The 14100-nt window shown below is 70.7% G+C and carries 11 protein-coding genes; 6 read left to right on the top strand and 5 right to left on the bottom strand.

Annotation, left to right across the window (positions count from 1 at the left end; genetic code table 11):
• The first annotated feature begins 9 nt into the window (after window positions 1-9).
• Genes WFG93_RS07095 through WFG93_RS07085 form a run of 3 tightly spaced genes read left to right on the top strand, consistent with a single transcriptional unit; the run spans window position 10 to window position 4739 of the window.
• Window positions 10-2988 (top strand): bifunctional [glutamine synthetase] adenylyltransferase/[glutamine synthetase]-adenylyl-L-tyrosine phosphorylase, encoded by a 2979-nt coding sequence (locus WFG93_RS07095; protein WP_336645608.1) that lies wholly within the window; start codon window positions 10-12, stop codon window positions 2986-2988.
• Window positions 2989-3015: 27 nt separating this feature from the next.
• On the top strand, window positions 3016-3951 hold the full coding sequence (locus tag WFG93_RS07090) for a diacylglycerol/lipid kinase family protein (protein ID WP_336645607.1): 936 nt from the start codon (window positions 3016-3018) through the stop codon (window positions 3949-3951).
• Window positions 3952-4007: 56 nt separating this feature from the next.
• The gene (locus WFG93_RS07085) at window positions 4008-4739 is read left to right on the top strand and encodes a hypothetical protein (RefSeq protein ID WP_336645606.1); all 732 of its coding nucleotides are present in this window, start codon (window positions 4008-4010) and stop codon (window positions 4737-4739) included.
• Here WFG93_RS07085 and WFG93_RS07080 read toward each other — a convergent pair.
• Together WFG93_RS07080 and WFG93_RS07075 are read right to left on the bottom strand one after the other, a co-directional pair.
• Window positions 4694-6010: a nucleotide disphospho-sugar-binding domain-containing protein gene (locus tag WFG93_RS07080; protein WP_336645605.1), complete on the bottom strand. Its 1317-nt coding sequence runs from the start codon at window positions 6008-6010 to the stop codon at window positions 4694-4696. The two genes, WFG93_RS07085 and WFG93_RS07080, sit on opposite strands and share 46 nt — an antisense overlap.
• Window positions 6007-8145 carry a glycosyltransferase gene (locus tag WFG93_RS07075; RefSeq protein WP_336645604.1) on the bottom strand — a complete coding sequence of 713 codons (2139 nt, stop codon included), beginning with the start codon at window positions 8143-8145 and terminating at the stop codon, window positions 6007-6009. Before WFG93_RS07075 ends, WFG93_RS07080 begins: the two co-directional genes overlap by 4 nt.
• A gap of 139 nt (window positions 8146-8284) precedes the next feature.
• Between WFG93_RS07075 and WFG93_RS07070 the strand changes: the two genes are divergently transcribed.
• Window positions 8285-9466: a polysaccharide pyruvyl transferase family protein gene (locus tag WFG93_RS07070; protein WP_336645603.1), complete on the top strand. Its 1182-nt coding sequence runs from the start codon at window positions 8285-8287 to the stop codon at window positions 9464-9466.
• 104 nt (window positions 9467-9570) lie between these two features.
• Here the strand turns inward: WFG93_RS07070 and glnA are convergent, their stop codons facing one another.
• Window positions 9571-10995, bottom strand: coding sequence for a type I glutamate--ammonia ligase (gene glnA / locus WFG93_RS07065; RefSeq protein WP_336645602.1), 1425 nt, complete (start codon window positions 10993-10995; stop codon window positions 9571-9573).
• A gap of 147 nt (window positions 10996-11142) precedes the next feature.
• Between glnA and WFG93_RS07060 the strand changes: the two genes are divergently transcribed.
• The gene (locus WFG93_RS07060; RefSeq protein ID WP_442928243.1) at window positions 11143-11529 is read left to right on the top strand and encodes an RDD family protein; all 387 of its coding nucleotides are present in this window, start codon (window positions 11143-11145) and stop codon (window positions 11527-11529) included.
• Window positions 11530-11575: 46 nt separating this feature from the next.
• Here the strand turns inward: WFG93_RS07060 and WFG93_RS07055 are convergent, their stop codons facing one another.
• On the bottom strand, window positions 11576-12052 hold the full coding sequence (locus WFG93_RS07055) for an ATP-dependent zinc protease family protein (protein WP_336645600.1): 477 nt from the start codon (window positions 12050-12052) through the stop codon (window positions 11576-11578).
• Between the two features lie 25 nt (window positions 12053-12077).
• Between WFG93_RS07055 and WFG93_RS07050 the strand changes: the two genes are divergently transcribed.
• Entirely contained in the window at window positions 12078-13265 is a 1188-nt protein-coding gene (locus tag WFG93_RS07050; RefSeq protein ID WP_336645599.1) for a RimK family alpha-L-glutamate ligase, read from the top strand.
• 92 nt (window positions 13266-13357) lie between these two features.
• Here WFG93_RS07050 and WFG93_RS07045 read toward each other — a convergent pair whose 3' ends face one another.
• A complete protein-coding gene (locus tag WFG93_RS07045; RefSeq protein WP_336645598.1) occupies window positions 13358-14068 on the bottom strand; it encodes a DUF4191 domain-containing protein in 711 nt (236 codons plus the stop codon).
• Window positions 14069-14100: the final 32 nt, after the last annotated feature.

The following is a 14100-nucleotide window of genomic DNA, read 5'->3' as shown; positions in this document are numbered from 1 at the left end:
GGCGCGGCGATGGCGCGTCCTGATGCGTCCGTGTCGCTGTCGGCGCTCGCCCGGCTCGGCTTCGTCGAGCTGACGTCGGCGTCGGCAGATCTGAGCGAGCTGAGCGAGCTGACCGGTCTGGACCGCGTCGAGCTCGCGGAGGGGATGAGCGCTGCGGATCCGGATGCCGCGGTGCGCGGCCTCCTGCACGTGGCGCGCCGCGACCGCGACCGCGTGGCGGCGGTGCTCGCCGATCCGGATGCCAGGGCCGGCGCATGGCGTCTGTTCGGCGCGTCACGGGGACTGGCGGCGTTCTTCGAACGGCATCCGCAGCTCTTCGAAGCGGCGGCGCTCACCCGCACGCAGCTGCCGGACGCGGACGAGCTGCGCGCACGGATGCGAGCGGCCGTCGGCGACGAGGACGGCTTCGCCGACGTCGCGCATCCGGTGCCGGCGCTGCGGATCGCCTATCGCCGCTGCCTGAGCGAGATCGCGGCCGTGGATCTCGCCGCCGCGGAGCCGACCATGGTGATCCCGGAGGTGTCCGCGGCCCTCGCCGACGCCGCCGGCGCAGCGCTCGAAGCGGCGCTCGCGGTGGCGCGCACCCAGCTCGCCTCCTCCGGCCGCGTCGGCACTCGCGCGGAGATCGCGGCGACCAGGCTCGCCGTCATCGGGATGGGCAAGGCCGGGGCGCGTGAGCTGAACTACCTCAGCGACGTCGATGTGATCTTCGTGGCGGGCACGGCCGACGAGGACGTGCTCCCCGAGCCGCGCGCGATCGACATCGGCACCCGGCTGGCTCGGGAGACCATGACCGTGCTCTCCGGCGTCGATGTGGAGCCGCCGCTGTGGGAGGTGGATGCCGCCCTGCGCCCGGAGGGCAAGCAGGGGGCGCTGGTGCGCTCGCTGGCATCGCATCGCGCGTACTACGAGCGCTGGGCGAAGAGCTGGGAGTTCCAGGCGCTGCTGAAGGCGCGGCCGCTCGCCGGCGATGCGCAGCTCGGCGCGGCGTACATCGACGCCGTGCAGCCGAAGGTGTGGGCGAGTGCGGAGCGATCCGACTTCGTCGATAGCGTGCAGCGGATGCGCGAGCGTGTCACCGATCACATCCCCGCCGAGGACGTGTCCTTCCAGATCAAGCTCGGCCCGGGCGGACTGCGCGACATCGAGTTCACCGTGCAGCTGCTGCAGCTCGTGCACGGACTCAGCGACGAGCGGCTGCGCACCCGGGGCACGCTGGAATCGCTGGACGCACTGGTGGAGGGCGGTTACATCGGCCGCGCCGAGGCGGCTGCGTTCGGCGAGCAGTACCGCATCCTGCGCCTGCTCGAGCACCGTCTGCAGATGCACGATCTCACCCGCACGCATCTCATGCCCCGCGACGACGAGGGCATGCGGCGTCTGGCACGCGCGACGGGCCTGGCCGACAGCGCGTCCGGTCTGCAGGCGGTCTGGGACGAGGTGCGCCGCGACGTGCGCGACCAGCACGTGCGCCTGTTCTACCGCCCCCTGCTGGCGGCGGTCGCCGCCCTTCCCGCCGAGGAGCGGGCGCTGTCCACCGCGCAGGCCGGCTCGCGCCTGGCCGCCATCGGCTTCCGGGACCCGGCCGGCGCGCTGCGTCACATCGCCGCGCTGACCTCGGGCCTGAGCCGCAAGGCCACGATCCAGAAGCACCTCATGCCGGTGATGCTGCGCTGGTTCGCCGACGGCACGGACCCCGATTACGGGCTAGTGGCCTTCCGGCGGATCAGCGAGCGGCTCGGCGACACGCACTGGTTCCTGCGCATGCTGCGCGACTCCTCCGGCGCCGCGGAACGGCTGACCCGGCTGCTCTCCAGCTCCCGCTACGTCGGCGAGCTCATGGAGTGGATCCCGGAGTCGGTGGCGTGGCTGGACACTCCCGCCGCGCTGCGACCGCGCGGCGGAGCGGCTCTCGACGAGGAGGCCCGGGCGATCCAGACCCGGCATTCCACCACCACGGCGGCGCTGCGCGCCGTGCGCGCGTTGCGGCGCCGAGAGCTGCTGCGCACCGCGATGGGAGCGGTGCTGGATCAGGTCGGCGTCGACGAGATGGCGCGCGCGCTGACCGAGATCACCGAGGCGACCATCCAGGCGGCCCTGCGAGCCGTCCGACGCGAGGTCGTGCCGCCCGAGGACGACGTGATGGACTTCTCGATCATCGCGATGGGTCGCTTCGGCGGCGCGGAGCTCGGTTTCGGCTCGGACGCGGACGTGCTGTTCATCTACGATCCGAACGGCGTCGACCCGCAGCGCGCGCAGCGGCACGCCGGCGCGATCGTCGCGGGCCTGCGCGAGCACCTCGCCGACCATCGGGTGCCCCTCGAGCTCGACGCCGATCTGCGTCCGGAGGGACGCAACGGACCGATCGTGCGCACCCTGGAGGCGTACACCCAGTACTACCGGCGCTGGTCGCTGTCGTGGGAGGCGCAGGCGCTGCTGCGCGCGCGCGGCGTCGCCGGCAGCGCCAAGCTCATCGCGCGCTTCACCGAGCTCGCCGACAGCATCCGCTATCCGGAGCGCGTCTCGATGCAGGACGTGCGGGAGATCAAGCGGATCAAGGCGCGCATGGAGGGGGAGCGGCTGCCGCAGGGCGCCGACCCCCGCCGGCATCTCAAGCTCGGTCCCGGCACCCTCAGCGATGTGGAGTGGATGGTGCAGGTGCTGCAGCTGCAGCACGCCCACCGCGTGCCGGATCTGCGCACCACCTCGACGCTGCAGGCGCTGGATGCCGCGGTGCTCGCCGACCTGTTCCCCGCAGCGGACGCCGAGCGCCTGCGTGAGGCGTGGGTGCTGGCCAGCCGGCTGCGCTCGGCGATGACGCTGCTGACCGGACAGACCAGGGACGTCCTGCCCGGCGAGATCCGGGAACTGGACGGCGTGGGGCGGCTTCTGGGATATCCTGACCGCTCCGCCACCGTGCTCGAGGAGGACTACCTCCGCGTCACGCGGCGGGCCCGCCGCGTCTTCGAGAAGCAGTTCTACGGCTGACGCCCAGCCGTGATGAAGGGGAAGCAGATGGCACAGCGTTTCGGAATCGTCTGGAATCCGACCAAGATCGACGGTGACGCGCTGCGGGATGCGGTCACCGCGGCCGTGCCCGCCGACACGGAGCTGATGTGGTGGGAGACCGCGGCCGACGATCCCGGCCGGGCGATGACAGCCGAAGCCGTGCATGCGGGCTGCGACGTGGTGGTCGCCGTGGGCGGTGACGGCACCGTGCGCACCGTCGCCGAGATCCTCGCCTCGGTGGGGGAGAAGGCGCCGGCGCTCGGCATCGTGCCGCAGGGCACGGGCAACCTGCTGGCGCGCAACCTCGGCATCCCGGTGGGGAGCATCCCCAAAGCGCTGGACGTCATCGCGGCCGGCAACGAGCGTCGCATCGACATGGGCTGGACCAGGACCGACGACGCCGAGGTCGAGACCGGATTCCTCGTGATGGTGGGCTTCGGTCTCGACGCGCACATGCTCGCCGAGACCGACGACGACCTGAAGGGCAAGGCGGGCTGGCTCGCGTACGTCGCCGCGATGGGACGCGCCGTGACGGCATCCGAGACCGTCGACTTCCGCATCACCCTCGACGACGGTGAGCAGCAGGCATTCAGCGGGCACACGCTGCTGATCGGCAACTGCGGCGACATCCAGGGCGGCTTCACCCTGCTGCCCGACGCGGTGGTCGACGACGGACGACTCGACCTCCTTCTCATCAGCGCCGAGAACGTCACTCAGTGGCTGCAGACGCTGCGCACGGTGATCTGGGACAACGGCATCCGGCGCCTGCTGGGCGGCGACGATGAGACCGTCAGCAACGATTTCACGCAGAACCTGACCGGCGAGGCGATCGCCGTCGCGCTGTCGGGACCTGTGCCCTTCGAGATCGACGGCGAAGAGGCCGGCAGCATCTCCAAGCTCGCCGTGCGCGTGCAGCCGGGTGCGCTGCGCGTGCTCTGCTGAGCCGTGGCGCGGAAGGATGCCGCACCTCGCATAGGCTCAGTGGGAAAGGAAGGTGCATGACCGCCCCCGACGCCCCGCTGCCTCCCGCTCGCATCGTGATCCCGTGGCGTTCCGCCCCTTCACGCATCGACGCGTTCGAACGCGTGATCGCGTGGTACGGCGAGAACCTCCCGCAGGTTCCGCTGGAGACCGTCGACACCGGCGACGTGCCCTTCGTCCTCGCCGCCTGCCGCAACACCGCGATGCGCAACGCGGCGATGCACGAGGTCGTGGTGATCGGCGACGCTGACACCATCCCGGAGCGTGCGCCGTTGATCGCGGCGATCCGCGCCGCCGCCGAGAGTCCCTTCGTGCACCTGCCCTACGACGAGTACCGCTGGCTCGGGCGCACCGGCTCGGCGGACCACGCCGTCGGTGTGCGGCTCGAGGACTGCGCCGTCGAGCAGTACGTGGACGGCGCCTGTTCGGGTGTGTACGTGGCGACGCCGCGCACATGGGCGAGTCACGGCGGGCAGGACGAGGGATTCCGCGGCTGGGGCTTCGAGGATGCGGCCTGGTTCCTCGCGCACTCGACGATCCTCGGGCAGCCGCCGGTGCGCCATCCCGGTCGTGTGTACGCCCTGCATCACGTCGGTGAGGTGCGCGAGGGTGCAGGGTACGACGCGAACGCCGCGCGCATGGAGCGCTACCGGGCCGCGGCCGGCGACCCGACGGCGATGGCGCGGATGGTGGGCGCGGTGCGCTACGCGGGGCCGTCGCCCGCAGCAGAGCGGCAGACGGTCGCGTAGGCGATCAACGGGCCCGGCTGCGCCGCCTGCGCTGCGGCCGCCGTGTTGAGCGTCGTTCGCCCGGAGAAGGCGGGATCGGCGAGCTCGCGCAGGGCTGCAGCCAGCTCGTCCACTGACGCCGCGTTCGGGTCGAGAGCGCGGCCCGTGCCGGTGCGCTCGATCGCGGCGGCGCCCGCGAACTGGTCGGTCGAGAACGGCAGCACGAGCACAGGGACCGCGTGGCCGATCGCCTCGGTGACCGAGTTGTTCCCGCCGTGCGTCACCGCCGCAGCCGCCGACGCGAGCAGTCGTATCTGCGGCAGGTACTCGGCGACCAGCCAGTCGGCGGGGATCGGGCCGAGCGCTGCGGCATCCGTCGTCCCCGTGGCGATGGCCGCACGCAGACCGGTCGCGCGCAGCGCCGCCGCGACTCGCGCGAGTACATCGCCACGCACGGACAGGAAGCTGCCGAAGCTCACGTACACGTACGGGCTGCCTGCGGCGATCCAGCCCTCGACGTCCGTTGCGACGGCCTCGTCGCGGGGAGTCGATCCGAGAAAGCGATGCGGCGGGAGCGTTCGCCCGTCGCCTGCGACGAGTTCGGCGGGGTAGTTGTAGAGCACGGTGTCACCATGCAGTGCGAACGCGTCGGTCACCGGCCGGGAGCGCGGGTCGAGCGCCGCGGCCGCGTCGTTCCACTGCGAAGTGAAGCGCCGCGACACCACCTCGCACAGCGCGCGCAACTCGGTCAGCTCCGCCGGCTGCGGGCTGAAGGCCGCCGGCCACGCGGGCGGGTAGCCGTACACCTCGCCCGCGACCGGCAACGCGCTCGGGTGCCCGAGCACGACGTCACCGTAGGCGATCCCCCGGGTGTGCAGGGCCAGGCGCGCACTGTAGGCGAGGTGATCGACGAGGATCGCGTCCGGGGCGACCTCATCGATCACCCTCAGCGTCGCGCGCGCCCGGTCAACCGGCTGCCACATGAGGTCGGTGAGGCGTTCGCGCGCCTGATAGGAGAGCGTGGGCACCATGCCAGTGCGCGTCGCGGCGAAGAAGCCCTCGAGGGAGGCGGCCTCCTCGGCCTGCTGCTCGGAGCTGCGGATGACTCCTGCGTTGGCACCGCGACCGAGGGGCAGGTCGACCCGACGATATCCGAAGTGCGCGACGATCGCCGCGGTGGCCGGGCCCGTGGCCACCACGACCTCCTCGCCGACATCCCGCCACGCCGTGCCGAGAGCGGCCAGCGGCAGCAGGTGCGAGGCGTAGTCCGGGCTGATGATCAGCAGGGTCATACCAGCAGCTCCGCAGCGCGCTGCAGCTCGGCCTCGGTGTGCGCGACCGATTCGTACACCGGGGCGAGCTTCGCGGCCATGCCCTGGATCGTGAAGCGCTCAGCCACCAGGTCGCGCGCACGTGCGGCTGCGCCCTCGTCTGCCGCAGCTGCACGTGCGGCGGCGTGACGCAGAGCACGTTCGGTCGCGGCCACCAGCTTGTGCGGGTCGGCGGTCTCGGTCAGGAAGCCCGTGTCGCCGTCCTCGACGTAGGTGGCCGGTCCGCCGCTGTCCGGCGCGACCACGAGCAACCCGGTGGCCATCGCCTCGAGGATCGCCAGGCCGAACTCCTCTTTCAGACTCGCGCACACGTACACCCCGTCGGGTGCTGCCCGGTGGGGAAGCCCGAAGCGCGCGGCCGCCAGCCACTCGGCGGCGACGTCGTTGGAGCGGTGGCCGGTCAGCAGCAGTCCGCGCGTCGCGTGCTGTGCGGGCGGGACGGCGGCGCGGATGCGGTCCAGCTGATCGCGCTCGTCGGCCGAGGGATGCGCGAGGTCGCCGCCGATCACGAGAAGATTCGCTGCGTCGGCGAGCGGACCCTCGGCCCATGCGCGCACGAGCGTGGCCATGCCCTTGATGCGATGCATCCGTCCGACCGTGACGAGCAGCGGCAGACGCCGGCGCTCGGCCGGCAGCGCGTCGAGCATGGCCGCGAGCTCGGCGAGCGCGCCGGAGGGCTCGGCGCCGTCCGCGACCGCGCGGGCCTGTGCGATGGCGCGGTCGACGACGTCGAGGTCGACGCCCTCGGCCACCACCGTGTGACGTTCGGGGCGCGAGGACATGTCGATGCCCACGAGCGCGCGCATGTCGCGCTCGAGCTGCGGTCGGGGGAAGAACACGGAGTGCGCGGCGGATGCGGCGAGGCTCTGCACCAGATGCGTACGGAACCAGAAGTGCTCGGCAAGGTCTGCCGCGCCGAAGTCCTCCCGGGTGAGCGTGCCGGAGCGCTCGAGCGAGGCGATGACGCTATGCGGGTCGGGCGCGACCGTGAACACGGTCGGGATGCCGAGCTCGCGGGCGACGTCGGCGGCGGCAAGGCTGCCGACATCCGCCATCCGCAGGTGGAGCACGTCGACCCGTCCCGCCGCACGCAGCAGGCGCCGGATGCCACGGCGCACGCTCACGCGCAGCGGCCAGGCGGCGGCCGAGCTCAGCGGCGGCGCGCTCAACGGGATGTGGCCGTACAGATGGCCCGCCTCGCCGCCGGCGACCTGCAGCAGGTCGGGGCCGGCCTGGGCGGCCGTCCCGCGCGAGAGGGTGAGAACGCGCTGCACGGCGGTGGGCTGGGCGACGAGCGCGTCACCCAGCCGCACGAGCAGAGTGGCGATGCCGCCGTTGTCACCGGCGCCTGCCGATGACAGCGACGGATCCACGTCGGCGTGCAGGAACAGCTGGGCCATGGTGAGTCCTTCGCTGCTCTCGCGAACGATCGGCGCGGGCTCGGCATCGATGAGGGCGAGTCGCGCGAGATCGCCCAGCACGCCGTCCTCGACGACGAGATCCTCCAGCGTCGAGATCGCGGCGGGGTCGCGCCGCTGACCGAGCGCGGCGACCGCCGCCTCCCGGACTGCCGCAGGGGCGGAGGCGTCGCTCGCCCACCCCCGCAGCGGGCGCACCGCGAGCGGATGGCGCACGAGCCCCAGGGTCTCGACGAGGCGGGCACGCGCGTCAGCGGGGAGCGTGCCCGTGCAGGCCGTCTCGAGGGCCACCGCGAGCAGCTCGCCCGCACCCGTCGACCACTTCTCGAGCGTGTGCTGGGCGAGCATGCCGGCGAAGCCGCCGTCGGCGACGAGGCGCACGAGGCGCCCGATGGCCTCTGGACGCGCTGGCCGACGCCCGAGCGCGTCGGCAGCGTGCTCGACGATGAAAGCCCGTGGTGAGGACAGCAGGCTCGACAGCACCCGCGCTGCCGCCTCGTCGTTCATCTCGGCGAGGGCGTGCACGGCGGCGATGGCAGCGAGGTCGTCGTCGGTGGAGAGCGCGGCCGAGAGCACGCGCAGGGTGCGCACGCCGGGGTCGCGGCCGGCTTCGAAGGCCAGATCGTCGGCGGCGCGCAGGGCGTCGACGATCGAGGCGGATTCGGTGATGCGGTCCATCGCCGTCTGAATACCCATGCTGCCTCCCGAACGGGCGCCGACACAGGCACCGAGAAGAATGGTACTGGGGCAGGGTGATCACAGCCTACGGTTGACAGGGCGTCGATCTTCGGCTCCGAATTCCGAGCGAAGGACAGGCATGAGCGTTCTCACCATCGGCGACATCGGCGTGCTGTCGGGCATGATCCATATCGGTGACGAGGCCATGTTCGAAGCAGCGCGCGACGAGCTCGCCGTGCGCGGTCTGGGCGTCGTCGGCATCTCATCGGCGCCGAGGGAGTCCGCTGCGCGCTACGGCGTGCTCAGCGTGCCGCGTCTCGGCTTCGTCGGGCTCGACCGCGATGCCGCCGCACGACGCTCCAGGCTTCTCGTCGATGCCGCCCGGGGACACACCGCCCTCGAGGCGGAGGACCCGGCCGCTGAGGTTCTGAACGCCCTCGCCGAGGCATCCGGGGTGCTCATCGCCGGAGGTGGCAACCTCGCATCGCGTTGGCCGGTGCACGTCTACGAGCGCACGACGCTGGCCGCGATGGCGCGAGTGCGCGATCTGCCCGTCGTGGTGTCGGGGCAGACATTCGGACCCGATCTCGACGACGCCGACGCGGAGCGGGTCGCCGCCATGACGCGTTCCGCCGCCCTGACCGGCGTGCGCGAGCACGCATCGGCGGAACTCGCCCGCCGGTGGGCCGCACAGGTGCACACCGGCGTCGACGACGCGTCGTTCCTCGGCGGTGGACCGACTGATCACGACGGACCGACCGCATCCGATCGCGTGCTGGTGAGCCTGTCCGGCTGGTTCGCCGGCCGTCCCGCGGCCGAGGTCGAGCACGCCATCGCGGCGCTGCTCGATCATGCCGCCGACACGGTGGGATCCGTCGTCTTCCATGCGCACTTCGGTCCCGAGTCGGCGGGTGCCGAGCCTGCCGGCGATGCTGCGCTGCACGAGCGGGTGCGTGCGCGGATGCGGCGCCCGAGCGAGGTCGTGCCCAGCGGCGACTCGCTGACCGCGGCGCGACTGGCCCGCACGTCGCGCCTGCTCGTGACCAGCCGCTATCACCCCGCCGTGTTCGCCGCGCCGGCGGGCGTACCGATCCTGGCTCTCGCGGCCGACGAGTACACGCGCATCAAGCTCAGCGGCGCGCTCGGTCACTGGGGGCAGGATGACGTCGTCGACCTGGATGCTCTGACGGATGCTCTCCCGCGCCTCTCGGCGATCGCCGCGTCCACGGCAGCCACGACGGATGCCGCCGCCGAGCGCATCGACGACCACCGCGCCACCGCCGCGGGCTGGTGGGACGCCGTCGCCGACGCACTGCGCTGACGCTCCGCGTCCCCTCTCTCAATGCGAGAAACCACTTCCCGCGTGAGACACGCGTTCGCGCGTGGTGTCTCCGGCAGGAAGTGGTTTCTCGGTAGGGGTGATGCTCAGCAGCCGTAGTACAGCTCGTACTCGTACGGGTGCGGGCGCTGGGCCATCGGCAGGATCTCGTTCTCGTACTTGTATGAGATCCAGGTGTCGATGAGCTCCTGGCTGAACACGCCGCCCTCGAGCAGGAAGTCGTGGTCGCGGCGCAGCGCCTCCAGCGAATCCAGCAGCGAGTTGGGCACCTGCGGGATGTTCGCGGCCTCCTCCGGAGGAAGCTCGTACAGGTCCTTGTCGATCGGCTCCATCGGCTCGATGCGATTCTTGATGCCGTCCAGTCCGGCCATCATCTGCGCGGCGAACGCGAGGTACGGGTTGCTGGAGGCATCCGGCACACGGAACTCGATGCGCTTGGCCTTCGGGTTCGATCCCGTCAGCGGGATGCGGATGGCGGCCGAGCGGTTGCCGGCGGAGTAGGCGAGGTTCACCGGCGCTTCGAAGTGCTTCACCAGGCGGTGGTAGCTGTTCAGCGTGGGGTTGGTGAAGGCCAGCACGGCATCCGCGTGCTTGAGCAGGCCGCCGATGTACCAGCGGGCGATGTCGCTGAGCTGGCCGTAGCCGGCCTCATCGAAGAACAGCGGCTTGCCGTCGAGCCACAGCGACTGGTGAGTGTGCATGCCCGACCCGTTGTCGCCGTACAGCGGTTTCGGCATGAAGGTGACCGTCTTGCCCCACTCCTCGGCGGTGTTCTTGACGATGTACTTGAACTTCAGCACGTCGTCCGCCGCGCGCACCATGGTGTCAAAGCGATAGTTGATCTCCGCCTGACCGGCGGTGCCCACCTCGTGGTGCGAGCGCTCCAGGATCAGGCCGGCGGCGCCGAGACGCAGGCACATGTCGTCGCGGATGTCAGCCTGCTTGTCGACCGGCGCGACGGGGAAGTAGCCGCCCTTCATCGGCGTCTTGTTGCCGAGGTTGCCGCCCTCCTCCTTGCGTCCGGAGTTCCAGGCCGCCTCGTCCGAGTCGATGCTGTAGAAGCTGCGGCCCGGGGTGACCTCGTAGCGGACCTCGTCGAAGATGTAGAACTCCGCTTCAGGGGCGAAGAACGCGGTGTCCGCGATGCCCGTGGACGCGAGGTACTTCTCGGCCTTCTTGGCCACCTGACGCGGGTCCTTCGCATAGATCTCACCCGTGCGCGGGTTGTAGATGTCGAAGACCATGATCAGCGTCTTCTCGATGCGGAACGGGTCGACGTAGGCGGTCGTCACGTCGGGGATGAGCTGCATGTCCGACTCGTGGATGCTGGCGAAGCCGCGGATCGAGGAGCCGTCGAAGAGCTGTCCGTCGCGGAAGAAGTCCTCGTCGACGGTGGAGGCGGGGATGTTGAAGTGCTGCTGGACCCCGGGAAGGTCGGTGAATCGGATGTCGAGGAACTTGACGTCGTTCTCCTCGATGTAGCGGATGACCTCTGCGGGCTCTGTGAACATGGACGACTCCTGATCGGCTATCGGTTGCATCAACCTTACGCAGGTTATGCCGAGGGGATTTCCCGGCCGTGTCGGTCGTGTTTCCAGCGTGTTACAGCCGCTGGGTAGGCTGGAGCGGTGAGTGATTACCCCGGCGAACGCCTCGGCATGCCCGCATCCGGACCCGGGAGCATCGCCCGTCCGGGACGGCGGATCGGCGCTCTGCTGATCGACTACACCGCCGCGACGATCATCGCGATCGGCTTCCTCGGCTACGACCCGCTGGCGCTGCCGTCCGAGGCGGGGTGGCGGCAGTTCGCTCCGATGATGGTGTTCGCCGTGCTGCAGATCGTGTTCCTGCCGACCGCGAACGGCAGCCCCGGACACCGGATGCTGGGGATGCGCGTGCAGCGCCTGGACGGCGCCTGGGTGGGGCTGTGGCGTCCGATCGTGCGGACGCTGCTGCTGGTGTTCGTGATCCCGGCGGTGATCTGGGATGCGGATCAGCGCGGGCTGCACGACAAGGCGGCCGGCACGGTGCTCATCCGCGGCTGAGTCGCGGGTCCGCGTCCTGCACTGGGTCGCTCAGCCCGTCGAAGCGTCAGCGCCCGCGGTTGCGGCGCCGCGCCTGCACGGGCGCACGCCCGCCGACATAGGAGCGCGCCGGGTCGACCACGAATCCCTGGCGCAGCGCCTCCCGCCCGATCAGCATCCGAAAGCCCATCTCGTCGCGGTTGGTGAGCGTCACCTCGGCGTCCACGTCGTGGCCGACGAGCCGCACCGACGTGACGATCACCACGCGGTGCTCGCTGTGGCCGGACGAGCTGCGCACCGCACGGCGATCGTGCACGCGCGCTTCGTGCACCACGGCATCCGCCGTGCTGTCCTGCCAGGGGTGCACGCTGAAGCGCACCCAGTCCTCGCCGTCGCGCTCGAACTCGACCACGTCGAAGGCGTGCAGCGACGACGTGCGCGCGCCGGTATCGACCTTCGCCTTGATCCACTCGATGCCCAGCCCCGGCAGGCCGACCCACTCGCGCCACCCCGTGGGCGTGTTTGAATGAGAGGACCGGTTCACCCCTACATCCTGGCAGGAATCATCTGTGAAGATCGCCGTCCTCTCCCGCGCCCCGCAGTCGTACTCCACACAGCGTCTTCGCGCCGCGGCGCAGCAGCGCGGTCACAACGTCAAGGTACTGAACACCCTGCGGTTCGCGATCGATCTCACCGGTGACGAGCCGGACCTGTTCTTCCGCGGCAAGCAGCTCAGTGAGTACGATGCGGTCCTGCCGCGCATCGGCAACTCGATCACCTACTTCGGCACGGCCGTCGTGCGCCAGTTCGAGCAGATGGACGTGTACACGCCGAACACCGCCAACGGCATCTCCAGCGCGCGCGACAAGCTGCGCGCCAACCAGATCCTCTCCCGGCACAACATCGCCATGCCGCCGACGGCGTTCGTGCGCAACCGCGCCGACGTCCGTCCGGCGATCGAGCGCGTCGGCGGCGCCCCCGTCGTCATCAAGCTGCTGGAGGGCACGCAGGGCATCGGCGTGATCCTCGCCCCGCAGGTGAAGGTGGCTGAGGCGATCATCGAGACTCTGCACTCCACCAAGCAGAACGTGCTGATCCAGAGGTTCATCGCCGAGAGCCGCGGACGCGACATCCGCGCGCTCGTCGTCGGCGACCGTGTCGTGGCAGCCATGCGCCGAGTCGCCGACGGCGACGAGTTCCGCTCGAACGTGCACCGCGGCGGTCGGGTGGAGCCGGTCACGCTCGACCCGGTGTACGAGCAGACGGCCGTGCGCTCGGCGCAGATCATGGGACTGCGGGTCGCCGGTGTCGACATGCTCGAGAGCGACGAGGGGCCGCTGGTCATGGAGGTCAACTCTTCACCGGGCCTGCAGGGCATCGAGACCGCGACGAAGCTCGACGTCGCCGGTGCGATCATCGACTACATCGCGAACCAGGTGGCGTTCCCCGACATCGACGTCCGTCAGCGCCTGAGCGTGTCGACCGGCTACGGGGTGGCGGAGCTGATGATCCACGCGAACGCCGAGCAGGTCGGCCGTCAGCTCGGGGATCTGGGGCTGTGGGACCGCGACATCACCGTGCTCACGCTGCACCGCGGGGTCAGCGTGATCCCCAACCCCCGCAAGCACGTCGTGCTCGAGGCGGAGGACCGGCTGCTGTGCTTCGGCAAGCTCGAGGAGATGCGCTCGATGATCCCCGAGAAGCGCCGCCGCCGTCCGCGCGTGCGCCGACTGCCGAAGGAGCCGCTCGGCGAGTGACGTACGAGAACGGCCCCTCTCGATCGAGAGGGGCCGTTTCGCATGCGTGCTCGTGCGCTGAGCTCTTCAGATCAGCGCACGGACGCCGCACGTCAGCGCGGGCGCTGCGAGCGCACCCGGGTGGGGTCGATGCCCTTGGGGATCGGCAGCGACGACAGCGACTGCGAGACCGACTCGATGCGCCGGATGACCGCGGCCATGGTGGCCTTGTCGATCGCCTTCGGGTACTTCTTGATGGTCTTGGCCAGGTCGGCGATGGCGACGTCGTCCTCGCCGTGCCCGACGTAGAGCACGTGCACCGGCACCCCGTGCGCCACGCGCTGTGCCTTCTGGCGCTCCTCGTTGATGAGGCGGGTCAGGCGACCGCGAGTGCCCTCGCCGACGATCACGATGCCGCCGCGACCGACGACGCGGTACACCGCCTCCTGCGTCTTGGGGTTGATTCCGACGGGAGTGTCGGAGGCCGACCAGCGCCGGCCGAGGCTGGTGCTGAGCACGTGACCGCTCGCCCCCGGCATGCCGTCGATCTTCGCGTACATGGCCTTCGTCGACAGCCGCGTCATCAGGAACATGGCGCCGAGCAGACCGAACATGAGACCGGTGATGCCCCACAGCACGAGGCCGAGCACGCTGCCGCCGCCGATGAGGAAGCCGATGATGAGGCCGATGAGCACTCCGCCGACGAGGATCGCGATCTGCGCCCACGGCAGCCAGCCGTACACGTCCCGGGTGAACCGGAACAGGGAACGCATCTGCGAGAAGAAGCCGGGTCGCTTCTCGGTGTCGGGAGCACTCTTTGCCATGCGTACAGCCTACCGATTCCAGACGGCGCGCA

The organism is Microbacterium sp. USHLN186 (genome assembly GCF_037145155.1).
Lineage (GTDB): Bacteria > Actinomycetota > Actinomycetes > Actinomycetales > Microbacteriaceae > Microbacterium.
This window is presented reverse-complemented; position numbering and strand designations above follow the sequence as displayed.

Excerpts from the sequence above, each read along its gene's own strand:
- WFG93_RS07095 (WP_336645608.1), top strand. The coding sequence starts at position 10 with ATGGCGCGTCCTGATGCGTCCGTGTCGCTGTCGGCGCTCGCCCGGCTC.
- WFG93_RS07090 (WP_336645607.1), top strand. The coding sequence starts at position 3,016 with ATGGCACAGCGTTTCGGAATCGTCTGGAATCCGACCAAGATCGACGGT.
- WFG93_RS07085 (WP_336645606.1), top strand. The coding sequence starts at position 4,008 with ATGACCGCCCCCGACGCCCCGCTGCCTCCCGCTCGCATCGTGATCCCG.
- WFG93_RS07080 (WP_336645605.1), bottom strand. The coding sequence starts at position 6,010 with ATGACCCTGCTGATCATCAGCCCGGACTACGCCTCGCACCTGCTGCCG.
- WFG93_RS07075 (WP_336645604.1), bottom strand. The coding sequence starts at position 8,145 with ATGGACCGCATCACCGAATCCGCCTCGATCGTCGACGCCCTGCGCGCC.
- WFG93_RS07070 (WP_336645603.1), top strand. The coding sequence starts at position 8,285 with ATGAGCGTTCTCACCATCGGCGACATCGGCGTGCTGTCGGGCATGATC.
- glnA (WP_336645602.1), bottom strand. The coding sequence starts at position 10,995 with ATGTTCACAGAGCCCGCAGAGGTCATCCGCTACATCGAGGAGAACGAC.
- WFG93_RS07060 (WP_442928243.1), top strand. The coding sequence starts at position 11,143 with ATGCCCGCATCCGGACCCGGGAGCATCGCCCGTCCGGGACGGCGGATC.
- WFG93_RS07045 (WP_336645598.1), bottom strand. The coding sequence starts at position 14,068 with ATGGCAAAGAGTGCTCCCGACACCGAGAAGCGACCCGGCTTCTTCTCG.